This is a genomic window from Roseburia sp. 831b (assembly GCF_001940165.2).
Lineage (GTDB): Bacteria > Bacillota > Clostridia > Lachnospirales > Lachnospiraceae > Roseburia.
The window spans coordinates 2,790,370-2,805,000 of record NZ_CP135162.1 but is presented as its reverse complement, the minus strand read 5'-3'; the positions used below and the strand labels follow the sequence as shown (position 1 = coordinate 2,805,000).

The window sequence follows — 14,631 nt, the reverse complement described above, 5'->3', positions numbered from 1 at the left end:
TGTTGGTGCATACTTTACCTGGCTCATAATTGCATTTGGCTGGCTCGCCATGAAGCTTCTCGTCAAGGATAGGGCATAAACACCGATGTCGAGCATTGCTCCTCCTGCAAGGTTCATATTGAAGAAACGGTTTTTCATATTGTATTCTTTGTAACTTCCAAAATTAAGCTGTAAGAGTTGTACTTTTCCAAGCGCAGGGATTCCGCTTTCTATCATTTCATACGCTGGATTTTCTTTTGCAATCTCTTCCATTGAAAAAGAGCCTGTTTCTCCAAGACGTACAAACTCCCATAACTTTTTATATATAGGCATATGCCAGATGGTCATTGCCTCGGCAAATACAACCTGTTTTTCTTTTGCAAGACGCACTGTCTCCTCTAATTCACGACTGTTTAACATAACAGACTTTTCGCAAAAAACGTGCTTTCCACCCAGAATTGCTTTCTTTGCAAACTCAAGATGTGTATTATGCGGCGTTGTAATATAAATGACATCTACTTCCGGATCTTCAAACATTTCGGAAAAATCATCATAAACTTTGGAAACCTGATATTTTTCTGCAAAAGCTACTGCCTTTTCATGCGTACGATTTCCAACCGCATAAAGACGCTTTCCCATTTTCTCTAATGCCTGTGCCATCTCATTTGCAATAACACCACAACCTAATACTGCCCAGTTTAATTCTTTTTTTTCCATTGTAAATACACCTCTTTGTTTCTTTTTCTATTAAAAATTTCTGCCGTTCCATCCCCAGTCATTCACTCCATGATAGGTCACGTAAACTTTGTCTCCCGGAATCTGTAACTCGTCTGCTAAAATGTCACAGATTGCACCCGTCATTTTCTCATAAGCTGCGGATGAAGCGTCTCCAAACAGGCTGACTGACACGTAAGCACCTTTTTCTAACTTTTCTCCACCCATGTATAAATCGTAATTGTCCTCAAATCCAACCATAAGATAGGTCTCTGACTTATTTAAAAGGCTGATGGACTGGCCTAACTTTGATTTGATGGCTTCTTTCTTTTCCGGTGTGACCGGTACTGTGATTTTGGAATCAATAAATGGCATTTGTTTTTCCTCCCGTCTGACTTCTTTTTATTTAAAAATTTTCTAGCTTATACTGTATAATATTGCCGCTTGTTGAACTTCTAATAGGCATTTTTTAAATTCATATCCAACAAAATAATCGGATTCTATGGCATCTTTGGAAACTTCCTCCCCACGATAAAAAGGAGGACATGGATTTAAGAGTGCGCCGTCATTTGCCCTATCCATCGCTTTCTTTGTGACCTGGCAATCTTTAAACTCTTCCAATTCATTTTGAGGAATGGAGTCCGTGCAGATGATATCTTTTCCTTTTACGGCGTCATAGATATTTTGGTATGTTACCAATCCCTCTATCTCATATCCCTTCGCACAACATTGCTCCAGCGAAAATCCCATCACTTCGGACGCCTCTTTCCACGCAAGACCAATATTTCCTTTTTCTCCGACAAACAAAAAGTTGTCTTTTGTGAAATCTTTTCTTCTTTTGGATAATGCATATAAATCAGATAACATTTCGCACGGGTGATTGACATCCGTCATGGCATTGAGTAACGGCACCTGTAAATAGTCAGCCATTTTTTCGAGAACATGGATGTCCTTATGGCGCACGATGACGATGTCCGCCCAATTGTTCAGATACCCACATACATCTTTTAAATCTTCTTTTTTATCTAATGTCTCAGATGGAAAAAGAATGGATTGTCCACCCAGAAGGTAGATTCCTTTTTCAAATGTCACACGGGTACGAATGCTCGTATTCGGAAAAAACATGACAACCGTCTTTTCTTTTAGAGCATCTTTATATTTTCCCTGTGCCAATTCATCTGCTATTTCAAAAATCTTGTATACAGTATCCACATTTAAGTCTGTAAGGCGAATCAGATGTTTCATATGTCTTGTCTCCATGCATTTTTCAACAGAATCATTCCTTATAATTTGCAGTATTCCTGAATGGCTGTCTCATAAAGGTTGTTTCCTTCACGGTCAATTACCACAATCACCGGGAAATCTTTGACTTCTATTTTACGGATTGCCTCAGCACCAAGGTCTTCGTAACAGACTACCTCGGATTTTGTGATACATTTTGACAAAAGAGCTCCGGCGCCTCCGATTGCTGCAAAGTAAACTGCCTGGTTGCGGACAATGGCATCAATAACTTCTTTGGTTCTTTTTCCTTTACCAATCATGGCTTTCTCACCGAGGTCAAGCAGGGTTGGCGCATACTTATCCATACGGGATGCGGTCGTTGGTCCTGCGGAGCCGATTGGACGGCCTTCTCTCGCCGGGGATGGTCCCATATAATAAATTGTACTGTCCTTGATATCAATTGGAAGTTCTTCCCCGCGCTCTAATGCCTCTATCATTCTTTTGTGTGCTGCATCGCGCGCTACATAAATCGTTCCTGTGATGTAAACGTAATCACCGGATTTTAAATCTTTTGTTGTCTCTGCCGTAATCGGTGTTGTAATGTGTTTGTCCATATTTCCTCTTTCTGTCATACTTTTCATGACGATAGTCCATACAACTTTATTTTCTATTGTAAAAACCACTCTTTTATTTTCTCAACATCTTCATTGCGAAGCTGCGCATGCTCATTAGAATCAAACGTGACAAGTTCACAGTTTTTTCCAGCTGATTTTAAAGCATCTGCCATTTTTTCAGCCTGCGCAACGGAAACTTTTTCATCCCCTGTTGCATGAAAAATGAGGAGCGGCGTGTCAATCTCGTCTGCCCAGTAGGTCGCCGACCTTTTTTCATATTCTTCTGGAATCTCATCTGGCGTTCCGCCTACTAATGTTTTATAAACCGACTGCATATCCTGTCTTTCCTCATACTCCATAAAACTGTCTGCAAGCCCGGATACCACAACCGCCTTGTGAATTCTGTTCTCTCCACGCAAAGCCTCGTAGGTCATCATGCCGCCTCTGGAAATTCCAAGCATATTTATTTTATCAGAATCTATATAGTTAAATTTTTCACAAGCATCAATCAAATGCGTAACATCATGCACATCATCCCCACCAAAAGTGTCAGTTCCATCACTTTCTCCGCATCCTCTGTAATTCGATGCGACACATACTGTGTGAAATACATAGGAGTAATAGGTCGTCTGTACCGGATCGAGCGCTCCATAATCCTGATTTCCGCCGTGATTAAAAATCAGGCAGGAACTTTTCTTTTCCTCATTTATAAGACTTACCGGTGCACTGAAATACCCTTCAATCAAAAGACCATCATTTTCATAGAAAAAACGGTAACTGATGAAATCATCCAGCGACATTCCAGCCTGCTCTTCGTAAGTTGATAAATCTATTTGTTCATACTCTGAAATTTCATTTTCTGCAAAACTTTCCTCGATGATTTTTTTTGCAGTATCTTTTTCATTCTCTGTCTGCGTTTCCTGTTCACTTTGCTGTTCCGTTTGCGGCACATTCGAACTTTCCTGTTGCGCCGAAGGATTCTTCGCACAAGCTATCAGTAAAACCGCAATTGCTGCCATAATTGTAACCATACTAACGTATTTTTTCATAAAATAAACCTCACCTTTCCATAGCTTAACCCTCTGCTTTGTTCCTATTTGTATTCTATCCTATTCATTATTTCAAATCAATTCATTTATCTACTATTTCTTTTTGAAAAATTCGTCTAAAATAAAAACAGTTAACTTTTCAAATACAACCGGAAAATATTTTTGAAAAATAAATTTAAAAGCTGAAACTTTTTTCTGATTAATACCGTCTAACTTATAGAACAACGAAAGGAGGACAGACTTCAGGCAATGCGTACAAACCAAAAGACAAAAGACAAGACCGTGGAAGATTTACTTTTAAAAAATTACAATCAATATTATCGTCTGGCATACAGTTATGTACACAACGATGCAGACGCGGGAGATATTGTACAAAATGGTGCTTACAAGGCAATCAAAAACAGTTGTAGTTTAAACAATATTGAGTATGCCGCTACTTGGCTATACCGGATTATGTTAAATGAGATTTTTTCTTTTTGTAAACAACGAAAACATGAGTCTTTGGACGAAGTGACATCTGAGATACAGACAGAAGACAATTACGAAAATCTTGATTTGAAGCATGCGTTAGAACTTCTTCCAGAGGAAGAACAGATTTTATTAAAATTAAAATTTTTTGAAGAGATGAAACTCGAAGACATCGCAGTTTTGATGGATGAAAATGTCAACACTGTAAAAAGCAGAATCTACCGCAGTCTGAAAAAATTAAAATTGCAGCTAAAAGACGACTGGGTCTTTTCTTAAACACAACAATTTTTAGACAGAGTCACTCTGTCAGAAAGGAAAATGTTATGGAAAATAGAACGAATGAATTTGAGGCATTAAAACAGGATTACCCAAACCATGAAATGCCGCCGGAACAACTTGATAAAATGAAAGCCGCCATCGCCCAGGCAAAAAAAGAAAACCAGAAAAAACGCTCTCTTCACATACTGCGCAATACACTAGCATCCGCCGCAGCCGTTGCCCTTGTTTTTATTATTTTACCAAACACCTCCTCAGGTGTTGCTTATGCCATGAGCCAGGTTCCTGGTCTGTCAAAGCTTGTAAATGTCGTAACTTTCCGCGATTATCAATATGAAGACGACCATAATACCGCAGATATTACCGTACCTAAGGTCGCAGTTTCCACGGAATCGACTGAAAACAGTGAAGTTGCTGACAAAACCAAAAAATCTGCGGATGAAATTAACAGTGAAATCCAATCCATCACAGAAAAGCTCATCGACGAATTTGAGGCAGAAAAGAAAAATGAAGACGGTTATCAGGATATGACTGTAAAATCCGAAGTTATTGCAACGACAGATCAGTATTTTACATTAAAATTAATGTGTTTTCAGTCTGCCGGAAGCAGTGCGGAATGGGATTATTATTACACCATTGACCTGACAACCGGTGAACGCCTGAAACTCGCTGATTTATTCCAGGATGGAAGCAATTACCTTGATGTCATCAGCCAGGAGATTAAAAACCAGATGCAGGCACAGATGGATGCGGATTCCAATAAAATCTATTGGTTGAACTCCGATATGCCGGAATGGGATTTTACCTCTATTACGGACGATACTTCTTTTTACTTAAATTCCGACAACGAACTGGTTATTGCATTCAATGAAGGTGATGTTGCCCCTATGTATATGGGATGCCCTGCTTTCACCATTCCAAATGATGTTTTAGCAGATATCCGCAAATAATGACAAAACTCCGAACACAGCCGGATTATTTTCCGGTTGTCTCGGAGTTTAATTATATTTGTAGTTAAATTTCACGTACTACATGCCGGTTTACATGGCAGCAAATATTGATTGCTACCGGAAGCCCTGCAATGTGGGTCGGATAAGTATTGATATTCACTGCAAGTGCAGTTGTGGTTCCACCGAGTCCTCCCGGACCGATTCCCAACTGATTGATTTTCTCTAACATTTCACATTCCAAATCTTTGACATATGGAATTGTGGAGTGTTCATTGACCGGTCTGGTAAGTGCCTGTTTTGCTAAAATTGCACACTTTTCAAAAGTGCCACCAACTCCAACACCGACTACCATCGGTGGACAGGCATTCGGACCTGCATCTTTTACGGCTGTGAGAATTGCATTTTTAACACCTTCGATTCCATCTGCTGGCTTTAACATAAACACGCGGCTCATGTTTTCGCTGCCGAATCCTTTTGGTGCAAATGTAATTTTTACCTGATCACCGGCAACAATGGAATAATGAATGACTGCCGGCGTGTTATCTTTTGTATTTTCACGAATCAATGGATCTTTTACAACGGATTTTCTTAAGAAACCTTCGATATATCCCTGACGGACACCTTCGTTCACAGCATCTTCCAACAAATCTCCTTCAAAATGGACATCCTGCCCAATTTCCAAGAAAACAACCGCCATTCCGGTATCCTGACAGATTGGAATCATCTCTTCATCTGCAATTTTCAAATTGTCCTGGAGCTGATTTAAAATCTTTTTTCCAAGTTCCGATTCTTCTGTCTTTACCGCATGTTTCATTGCCTCATCCATATCACTGGAAAGATAATGATTTGCCTCAATACACATTTCTTTGATGTTCTTTGTAATCTCGCTTGTCTTTATGGTTCGCATCTGCTTTCTCCTTATTTTTGTTTTTTCTCTTCTTCTTTTTCTTTCCAGTAATTTCTTAATTTTACTAAAGTTTCTTTATTCTCTCTTGGTTTCATATCCGGGAATGCCTTTACCAGACGGCGGATTCCTTTGTCTTTCTTCTCCAACAATTCCTGATATTTTTTATTTAATTCTTCACGCTGTCTTAACTTCTCTTTTACAGAATCGCTCAAGTTCTCTGCCTTTTCGGTAAAGTTATCTTTTCTTGCTTCAAATTCGCTCTTGGCTTCCATATAATTTTCTGCAAGCACAAGCTTCATGTTATCTGTTTTCTCTGTAATTGCAGCTTTGGTATTGGATGGAAAATCTGTAATTTTTTCTTTTGTCTCTGTTAATTTTTCTACAATGTCAGCATGGTTCTCCTGGAACTCTTCTGACTTTTCTACAACCATATTTACATTCTGATAAATGCCCTCGCCGATTTCATCGGACAACTTGTGAATCTGGCCGGCAACTTCATTCAGTAGCTTCAACTGCTTGTTGAACTTCAAAATGGTTGTCACCGTCACACAAAGGTCTACTGCAAATGCTGTCATAATCACACACAAAATGACGACTCCGACTTTAAACGGAACCACCGTGATTGCCTTGTAGATAATCGGATGCACCACATCCATGACAAACGTACAGGCAAGTCCCCAATAAATCGAAAATTTCAAGCATACATACCCATGCAGGTTGAATGGCTTATCGGAGTAATCCCACCATTTATTATGAAAAACTTTTTCCAGTAAAAAACCGGTTATGTACTCTAAAACACTGGTTAAGAGAATCGAACCAATAAATAAGATGATTAGATTTTCCTTTAGCGGCGTCAGTACTGCAATGACAATGGTGACACCGCATCCATAAACCGGACAATACGGTCCATTTAAGAATCCCCGGTTCACAAAAATTCCCCGATCCAGTGCGGCATAGGATACTTCTGTACACCAGCCTATAAATGCATAAATGATAAAGATCCATACGAGTTCATAAAAGTTTTGTGGCATGTCTTTTCCTCACTTTTCATTTGTCTTTCTTCTATATCATATCTTAAAAGTATTATAAAATATTCTATTTATTTTTGGAATCCTTTTTTTCTTTTCTACTATATATAAGGAAAAACCTGTCACATGTTAAAAATGTGGCAGGTTTTTATAATTATGTAAACCTTAATTTATTCTTCTGATTCTTTGTCAGCTTCTGCGCGTTCTAAAAGATCTTTCATGAGTTCGTCATCGGTCTCTTGTAAATCTTCCGCTGTTTTCTTTGCTACCTCAGCTACACTTGCAGCTTCCTCTTCTTCCGATACCAGTTCTGACGCATCACTTTCTTCCATCAGAGTTTTATCTTCTCTGACTTTTGCAATACTTGCGACAGTTACATCATCTGCTAAGTTCATCAGTTTAACACCAGATGTAACACGGCCTAAGAGGGCAGTATCTGCAACTTTGATACGAATGATGATTCCTTCTGTGGTAATCAACATAACTTCGTTATCTTTGTTTACAGATTTCACACCGACAATGTTTCCGGTTTTCTCGGTAATCTTGTAACATTTCACACCTTTACCACCACGGTTCTGGGTTGTAAATTCGGAAATTAACGTACATTTTCCAAGACCTTTTTCCGATACAATCATCAAGGAATCTCCCTGTGATTCCATCTGCATACCGACAACTTCGTCGCCGTCTGCAAGGTTCATACCGATAACACCCATAGAGGTTCTTCCGGTACTTCTTACATCCTGTTCATTGAAGCGGATACACTGACCATATTTGGTTACTAAGAAGATATCCTGTTCGTTATCTGTCTTTTTCACTTCGATTAACTGGTCATCGTCACGCAATGTAATTGCGGCAAGACCTGTCTTACGAACATTTTCATAATCTGTGATTGGTGTTTTCTTCACAATACCATTCTTAGTTGCCATGAAAAGGAAATGTCCCTGTGTATATTCCTTGATTGGAATGACTGCGGATATTTTTTCTCCTGGCTGAAGCTGCAATAAGTTGATGATTGCAGTTCCACGTGCTGTTCTTCCAGCTTCTGGTATCTCGTATGCTTTCATACGATAAACTCGTCCGGTATTGGTAAAGAACATCAGGTAATGATGGGAAGTTGTCATGAAGAGATCCTCGATATAATCATCCTCGATGGTCTCCATACCTTTGATTCCTTTTCCGCCACGGTTCTGTGCATGGAAATTATCCAGACTCATTCTCTTGATGTAACCAAGCTTTGTCATGGTGATAACCGTGTTGGTAACCGGAATTAAGTCTTCCATGGTAATATCATACTCATCAAATCCGATTGCAGTTCTTCTCTCATCACCGTATTTTGCAGCGATTGCAAGAATTTCTTCACGGATTACACCGAGCAGCTTCTTCTCATCTGCTAAGATTGCTTTTAACTCTGTGATACGATCCATGAGTTCTGCATATTCGGTCTCTAACTTCTCGCGTTCCAAACCGGTCAACGCACGAAGTCTCATATCTACGATTGCCTGGGACTGCGCATCAGATAATGCGAAACGCTCCATCAAACGAGTTTTTGCTTCCTGTGTATTCTGGCTGCTTCGGATGATGTTGATGACTTCATCAATATTGTCAAGTGCAATAAGCAATCCCTCTAAAATGTGGGCACGCTCCTGTGCTTTATTCAAATCGTATTTGGTTCTACGAGTGACAACGTCTTTCTGATGAATCAAATAATAATTCAGCATCTCATAGAGATTTAACACTTTTGGCTGATTGTCCACAAGTGCTAACATGATAACGCCAAACGTATCCTGCAGCTGTGTATGTTTGTAAAGCAGATTTAATACAACATTTGGATTGACATCACGGCGCAATTCAATACAGATTCGCATACCCTGACGACTGGATTCGTCTCGTAGATCTGTAATTCCATCAATCTTCTTGTCACGTACAAGTTCTGCAATTTTTTCTACAAGTTTTGCCTTATTTACCATGTATGGAAGCTCTGTTACCACAATACGGTTCTTGCCGTTTTGCATTGGCTCAATATTGGTAACAGCACGCACACGGATTTTTCCTCGTCCGGTACGATATGCCTGATTGATTCCGGCAGTTCCTAAAATGGTTGCACCGGTTGGAAAATCCGGTCCTTTTACGATTTCTAACAGTTCTTCCATCTCGGTCTCACGGTTTTCTTCTACCTGGTTGTCGATGATTTTTACAACTGCGTTAATAATTTCACGAAGGTTATGTGGCGGAATATTGGTTGCCATACCTACTGCAATACCGGTTGTTCCGTTTACCAAAAGGTTTGGATAACGGGATGGGAGTACCGTTGGCTCCTTCTCGGTCTCATCAAAGTTTGGCATGAAATCAACGGTATCTTTGTTGATGTCCGCTAACATTTCCATGGAAATCTTGCTCAGACGCGCTTCTGTGTATCGCATCGCAGCGGCTCCATCACCATCGACAGAACCAAAGTTACCATGACCGTCTACAAGCGGATAACGGGTAGACCAGTCCTGTGCCATATTTACCAATGCACCATAGATGGAACTATCACCATGTGGATGGTATTTACCCATGGTATCTCCGACGATACGGGCACACTTACGATGTGGTTTGTCCGGACCATTGTTCAACTCAATCATGGAAAACAGCACTCGACGCTGTACTGGTTTCAAACCGTCTCTTACATCCGGTAACGCACGCTGTGCAATAACATTCATTGCGTAACTAATGTAGGATGTTTCCATTGTTTTTTTCAGATCCACGTCCTGAATCTGATCAAAAATTTTGTCATCCATTTATTCCTTGTCTCCATTCTCATAAAATCGATTACATCACTGCAATCTTAATCAATCTGCCAATTATAATACAACTACATTTGTTTGTAGATTTTACAAATCCCAGTTTGTCATATATTTTGCATTTTCTTCGATAAACTCACGTCTTGGCTCAACTTTATCGCCCATCAAGGTTGTAAAAATCAAATCAATCTCGGAAGAATTTTCTTCGTCAATCATGACTTTTTTCAGGATTCTTCGCTCAGGGTCCATGGTTGTCTCCCAAAGCTGTTCGGCATCCATCTCACCTAATCCTTTGTATCGCTGAATCTTGTTATTTCCGTCACGACCAATCTCTGTCAAAATGTCGTTTAATTCATCATCCGTGTAGGCATACCATACTTTTTTGTTTTTCTCAATTTTGAAAAGTGGTGGCTGAGCAAGATATACATGTCCCTGGCGAATCAGTTCCGGCATGAAACGGTATAAGAATGTCAGCATTAAGGTATCAATGTGCGCACCATCGACATCGGCATCGGTCATGATGATAATCTTGTCGTAACGCAGTTTACTGATATCAAAATCTTCATGGATTCCGGTACCAAATGCGGTAATCATTGCCTTAATCTCAGCATTTCCGTAAATTTTATCTAATCTTGCCTTCTCAACATTTAAAATTTTTCCTCGAAGTGGAAGGATTGCCTGTGTTGCACGGTCACGCGCTGTTTTCGCAGAACCGCCTGCGGAATCTCCCTCTACGATGTAAATTTCGCAGTTTTTCGGATCTTTATCTGAACAATCTGCTAATTTTCCCGGCAAAGCGGTACCTTCTAGCGCTGTTTTTCTTCTGGTAAGATCACGCGCTTTTCTTGCAGCTTCTCTTGCTCTTTGTGCTAACAAAGATTTTTCACAGATGGTTTTTGCAACAGTAGGATTCTGCTCTAAGAAGTAAGTAAGCTGTTCACTTACAACGGAATCCACAGCACCTCTTGCCTCACTGTTACCTAACTTCTGTTTGGTCTGTCCCTCGAACTGAGGCTCCTCAATCTTGATACTGATGATTGCGGTCAGACCCTCTCGGATATCGTCACCTGTTAAAGCAGGTTCATTGTCTTTTAATAATTTATTTGCTCTTGCGTAAGCATTAAATGTTTTGGTCAACGCATTACGATAACCGGCAAGATGTGTTCCACCTTCCGGTGTAATGATGTTATTGACAAAACTGTAAGTTGCATCATTGTAAGAATCGTTATGCTGCATTGCAACTTCTACATAAACTCCGTTGACGGTTCCCTCACAGTAAATTACTTCCGGGTAAAGTGCCTCTTTGCTGCGGTTTAAGTAAGTGACAAATTCCTTAATACCGCCGGCATAGTGGAATTCATGATTGTGGGAAGAACCTTCTCTGGTATCGGTTAAGACGATGCGAAGTCCTTTTGTTAAAAAGGCTGTCTCTCTCAAACGCTGTTTTAAGGTATCGTAATCATAAACAGTCTCTTCAAAGATGGTTCCATCCGGCCAGAATGTAACTTTGGTTCCGTGTTTTTCCGCATCACATTCACCGATTACTTTTACCGGTTCATCCGGTTTTCCAATCTTATAACTCTGGAAGTAAACTTTTCCCTCTTTGTATACTTCTACCTGTAACTTTGTTGAAAGCGCATTTACAACAGATGCACCTACTCCGTGAAGTCCACCGGATACCTTGTATCCTCCGCCACCGAATTTTCCTCCGGCATGAAGTACCGTGTATACAACTTCCAGTGCAGATTTTCCGGCTTTATGGTTGATATCAACCGGGATTCCTCGTCCATCATCTTCTACGGTAATGGAATTATCTGGATTGATGGTGACCTCAATATTTTTACAATATCCTGCTAAAGCTTCATCAACTGCATTATCTACAATCTCATAAACCAGATGATGAAGTCCTCTTGCGGATGTACTTCCGATGTACATACCAGGTCTTTTACGAACTGCTTCAAGTCCTTCTAATATCTGAATTTGGTCAGCTCCATATTCATTTTCAGTGCCCATTCTCTTCCTCCTATCAAGTGGAAATTCAAAACGTTCTCTCATTCGGACTCTCTGCTAAAAACCTGCTGTCAATCCTGATCCATCGAATCTTTTTCGACTATTTTTCCACTCATTACTTCAAATACTTTATTTATCTGAAACCTGTTTCTAACAAACTCATCCAGACCGGTACAGGTGATAATGGTCTGTGTATCATGTATGCTGTTCAGCAGATAATTCTGGCGGTTACTGTCCAGCTCGGAAAGCACGTCATCCAGTAACAGAATCGGTGTCTCGTGAATCGACTGTCTCACAAGCTCAATTTCCGATAACTTCAGCGATAATGCCGATGTCCTCTGCTGGCCCTGGGAACCAAACTTTCTTATATCGACTCCCTGGATGGAAAATTTCAAATCATCCCGGTGCGGCCCAACCGAAGTTTGGCAGAGCTTTAAGTCTCTTTCTTTTCTCCGGTATAGCTCATCCTCAAAAAAGCTGTCGTCAATATTCGGTTCATACGAAAGCAACAGTTCTTCTTTTCCCCCGGAAATCTTATAGTGAATTTCATGCACAATCTCATTTAATTCCTGGATGAATTTTCTTCTTCTCTGGATAATTTTTTTTCCGGCATCCACAAGCTGCATGTCCCAGATTGGAAGGGTATCTCCTAATTCCGGCCGAAAAACCATGTCTTTTAACAACTTATTTCTCTGATTCAGCAATTTATTGTATGTTGTCAAATCAGCCAGATAAATTTTATCTAGTTGACATAACTCTGCATCTAAGAATTTTCTGCGCTCTGCGGGACCATTTTTGATGATATTCAAATCTTCCGGTGAAAAAAATACCATGTTCAAAATTCCAAATAATTCACTTGCTTTGCGAATTGGAACCCGGTTGATTGCAATGCCTTTCGAACGACTGTTTTTCAAATGCATGTCAATCTGGTATTCTTTTTCTTTTTTCACCACAATGGTACGAATATGTGCTTCCTGCTCACCGAAACGAATCATTTCTTTGTCCTTGCTCCCCTTATGGGATCTGCTCGTTCCACTCATGTAAACAGCCTCTAAAATATTCGTTTTTCCCTGAGCGTTGTCACCAAACAAAATGTTGGTTCCCTCATCAAACGAAATTTTTAAATCTTCGTAATTTCGAAAATTCTTTAATTCCATTGATTTGATGATCATTTTTTAATTTCCACTGTTTCTCCATCAAAAGAAACAACATCTCCATCATAGAGTTTTTTGCCACGCTGCATTTCCACTTCGCCGTTTACGGTGACAAGTCCATCCAAAATTACCATTTTGGCATCCACCCCGGAACCGACTAATCCGGCTTTTTTCAGCGCCTGGCCTAATTTGATGAATTCTTCATCTTCTCGAATGTCTACTGTTATCATTTTTACACCTATTCTCTGATTCTCCTAGTTAGAAGCCGCATTAAAGTTAACCGGCAAAATCAAATAAATGAATTTTCCATCATCATCTTTGATGAAACATGGTGCTTTTGGGTTCACCATGTACAGAGAAATCTCTTCCTCATCGATGACTCTTAAGGCATCGATAAAGAATTTTGGATTAAATCCAATCAGAATATCTTTTCCTTCCTTGGCAATATCAATATCTTCATTCATGGAACCAATGAAAGAATTAATCTTAAGTTCCATGTTTCCATCTGTCACATTCATGATGATTGGCTTCTTGTCACCCTCTTTTACCAAAAGGGTAGCTCGGTCAATACAGTTCAAAAGCTCACGCTTGTTAATCTTCACTTTTGTCTCATAATCCGAAGATAACATCTGCTCAATCTTGAAATATTCGCCTTCAATCAGTCTTGAAACAACCGTTGTCTGGTCAAATTCAAACACAATATGATTGTCTGTTAGGAAAATGTGAACCTCTTCTTCGGCACTTCCAGGTAAAATCTTGCTGACTTCCTGAAGTGTCTTTCCTGGAACAACCACTTTTTTATGTTCGTAATTATTTTTTAATTCAATGTTACGAATGGAGATGCGGTGTCCATCCAAAGAAACCACTTTTAACTCATTCTCATTGATTTCAAATAATTCACCTGTCATCAATTTGTTATTGTCATTGTCAGCAATGGAAAAAATGGTCTGACGAATCACTTCTTTTAACGTGAACTGCGATACGTTAATGGAACCATTACGTTCAATGTAAGGGATATAAGAAAAATCTTCTCCAGATTTTCCAACAATGTTAAATTTCGCTTTTTCACAAGTAATCGTTGTTTTGAAAGAAGCATCTGTTTCAATCACAACATCGCTATCTGGTAATTTTCGAACAATCTCAGAAAAAATCTTAGCATCCAAGGCAATCACACCTCGTTCTACGATTTCACCTTCAATCTTTGTTTCAATTCCTAACTCCATATCATTTGCAGTCAGTTTGATTTCATTTGTAGAAGCATCAATTAAGATACATTCTAAAATAGCCATGGTCGTTCTTGTAGGAACTGCTTTTGAAACAATATTTACACCATGGAGTAAATTTGATTTAGAACAGATAAGTTTCATGTTGTGTATAACTCCTTCCTGTGAATGGCAACGGCGGGGCGAAGCCAGATAAATATAAAAATAAAAAAAATTAAAAGTCTTATTCTTAGAGGGTGTTTATAAGTGCATAAC

Annotated in this window: 14 protein-coding genes (1 of these 14 only partly in view); 2 read left to right on the top strand and 12 right to left on the bottom strand. The window is 39.5% G+C overall.

Going from position 1 to position 14,631, the window contains the following annotated elements:
* The 5 genes in view from BIV16_RS12970 to BIV16_RS12950 are tightly spaced (at most 53 nt apart) and all read right to left on the bottom strand, a layout consistent with a single transcriptional unit that may run on beyond the window.
* Nucleotides 1-696, bottom strand: the 5' portion of a protein-coding gene (locus BIV16_RS12970; protein WP_075680519.1) for a Gfo/Idh/MocA family protein. It extends 366 nt beyond the left edge of the window; 696 of the gene's 1,062 nt are visible here — the first part of the coding sequence; it begins with the start codon at nt 694-696; its stop codon lies off the left edge, out of view.
* Between the two features lie 30 nt (nt 697-726).
* The gene (locus BIV16_RS12965) at nt 727-1,068 is read right to left on the bottom strand and encodes a phenylpyruvate tautomerase MIF-related protein (protein WP_075680518.1); all 342 of its coding nucleotides are present in this window, start codon (nt 1,066-1,068) and stop codon (nt 727-729) included.
* A gap of 42 nt (nt 1,069-1,110) precedes the next feature.
* Nucleotides 1,111-1,938, bottom strand: a complete 828-nt coding sequence (locus BIV16_RS12960; protein WP_075680517.1) for an ornithine carbamoyltransferase — start codon at nt 1,936-1,938, stop codon at nt 1,111-1,113.
* 38 nt (nt 1,939-1,976) lie between these two features.
* Nucleotides 1,977-2,528, bottom strand: a complete 552-nt coding sequence (locus BIV16_RS12955; RefSeq protein WP_075680547.1) for a Fe-S-containing hydro-lyase — start codon at nt 2,526-2,528, stop codon at nt 1,977-1,979.
* 53 nt (nt 2,529-2,581) lie between these two features.
* The gene (locus BIV16_RS12950; RefSeq protein WP_075680516.1) at nt 2,582-3,577 is read right to left on the bottom strand and encodes an alpha/beta hydrolase family protein; all 996 of its coding nucleotides are present in this window, start codon (nt 3,575-3,577) and stop codon (nt 2,582-2,584) included.
* A 249-nt stretch (nt 3,578-3,826) separates the two neighbouring features.
* Here BIV16_RS12950 and BIV16_RS12945 point away from each other — a divergent pair, with 249 nt between their 5' ends.
* The gene (locus BIV16_RS12945; protein ID WP_075680515.1) at nt 3,827-4,321 is read left to right on the top strand and encodes an RNA polymerase sigma factor; all 495 of its coding nucleotides are present in this window, start codon (nt 3,827-3,829) and stop codon (nt 4,319-4,321) included.
* 47 nt (nt 4,322-4,368) lie between these two features.
* Nucleotides 4,369-5,271 carry an RsiV family protein gene (locus BIV16_RS12940; RefSeq protein WP_075680514.1) on the top strand — a complete coding sequence of 301 codons (903 nt, stop codon included), beginning with the start codon at nt 4,369-4,371 and terminating at the stop codon, nt 5,269-5,271.
* Nucleotides 5,272-5,335: 64 nt separating this feature from the next.
* Here BIV16_RS12940 and BIV16_RS12935 read toward each other — a convergent pair whose 3' ends face one another.
* The 7 genes from BIV16_RS12935 to dnaN form a co-directional block, all read right to left on the bottom strand.
* On the bottom strand, nt 5,336-6,178 hold the full coding sequence (locus BIV16_RS12935) for a fumarate hydratase (RefSeq protein WP_075680513.1): 843 nt from the start codon (nt 6,176-6,178) through the stop codon (nt 5,336-5,338).
* 11 nt (nt 6,179-6,189) lie between these two features.
* Nucleotides 6,190-7,209, bottom strand: coding sequence for a putative ABC transporter permease (locus tag BIV16_RS12930; RefSeq protein WP_075680512.1), 1,020 nt, complete (start codon nt 7,207-7,209; stop codon nt 6,190-6,192).
* A 167-nt stretch (nt 7,210-7,376) separates the two neighbouring features.
* Complete coding sequence (gyrA, locus tag BIV16_RS12925; protein ID WP_075680511.1) at nt 7,377-9,986, bottom strand: DNA gyrase subunit A; 2,610 nt, start codon at nt 9,984-9,986, stop codon at nt 7,377-7,379.
* Nucleotides 9,987-10,079: 93 nt separating this feature from the next.
* Complete coding sequence (gene gyrB, locus BIV16_RS12920; protein WP_075680510.1) at nt 10,080-12,002, bottom strand: DNA topoisomerase (ATP-hydrolyzing) subunit B; 1,923 nt, start codon at nt 12,000-12,002, stop codon at nt 10,080-10,082.
* Between the two features lie 68 nt (nt 12,003-12,070).
* Nucleotides 12,071-13,171: a DNA replication/repair protein RecF gene (recF, locus tag BIV16_RS12915; protein ID WP_075680509.1), complete on the bottom strand. Its 1,101-nt coding sequence runs from the start codon at nt 13,169-13,171 to the stop codon at nt 12,071-12,073.
* Nucleotides 13,168-13,383: an RNA-binding S4 domain-containing protein gene (locus BIV16_RS12910; RefSeq protein WP_075680508.1), complete on the bottom strand. Its 216-nt coding sequence runs from the start codon at nt 13,381-13,383 to the stop codon at nt 13,168-13,170. Before BIV16_RS12910 ends, recF begins: the two co-directional genes overlap by 4 nt.
* Nucleotides 13,384-13,407: 24 nt before the next feature.
* Nucleotides 13,408-14,520 (bottom strand): DNA polymerase III subunit beta, encoded by a 1,113-nt coding sequence (gene dnaN, locus BIV16_RS12905; protein ID WP_075680507.1) that lies wholly within the window; start codon nt 14,518-14,520, stop codon nt 13,408-13,410.
* Between the last annotated feature and the right edge of the window lie 111 nt (nt 14,521-14,631).

Bases quoted from the DNA above. Each gene is read 5' to 3' on its own strand.
- recF (WP_075680509.1), bottom strand. From the start codon at position 13,171: ATGATCATCAAATCAATGGAATTAAAGAATTTTCGAAATTACGAAGAT.
- BIV16_RS12935 (WP_075680513.1), bottom strand. From the start codon at position 6,178: ATGCGAACCATAAAGACAAGCGAGATTACAAAGAACATCAAAGAAATG.
- gyrA (WP_075680511.1), bottom strand. From the start codon at position 9,986: ATGGATGACAAAATTTTTGATCAGATTCAGGACGTGGATCTGAAAAAA.
- BIV16_RS12950 (WP_075680516.1), bottom strand. From the start codon at position 3,577: ATGAAAAAATACGTTAGTATGGTTACAATTATGGCAGCAATTGCGGTT.
- BIV16_RS12930 (WP_075680512.1), bottom strand. From the start codon at position 7,209: ATGCCACAAAACTTTTATGAACTCGTATGGATCTTTATCATTTATGCA.
- BIV16_RS12960 (WP_075680517.1), bottom strand. From the start codon at position 1,938: ATGAAACATCTGATTCGCCTTACAGACTTAAATGTGGATACTGTATAC.
- BIV16_RS12945 (WP_075680515.1), top strand. From the start codon at position 3,827: ATGCGTACAAACCAAAAGACAAAAGACAAGACCGTGGAAGATTTACTT.
- BIV16_RS12940 (WP_075680514.1), top strand. From the start codon at position 4,369: ATGGAAAATAGAACGAATGAATTTGAGGCATTAAAACAGGATTACCCA.
- dnaN (WP_075680507.1), bottom strand. From the start codon at position 14,520: ATGAAACTTATCTGTTCTAAATCAAATTTACTCCATGGTGTAAATATT.
- BIV16_RS12965 (WP_075680518.1), bottom strand. From the start codon at position 1,068: ATGCCATTTATTGATTCCAAAATCACAGTACCGGTCACACCGGAAAAG.
- gyrB (WP_075680510.1), bottom strand. From the start codon at position 12,002: ATGGGCACTGAAAATGAATATGGAGCTGACCAAATTCAGATATTAGAA.
- BIV16_RS12955 (WP_075680547.1), bottom strand. From the start codon at position 2,528: ATGGACAAACACATTACAACACCGATTACGGCAGAGACAACAAAAGAT.
- BIV16_RS12910 (WP_075680508.1), bottom strand. From the start codon at position 13,383: ATGATAACAGTAGACATTCGAGAAGATGAAGAATTCATCAAATTAGGC.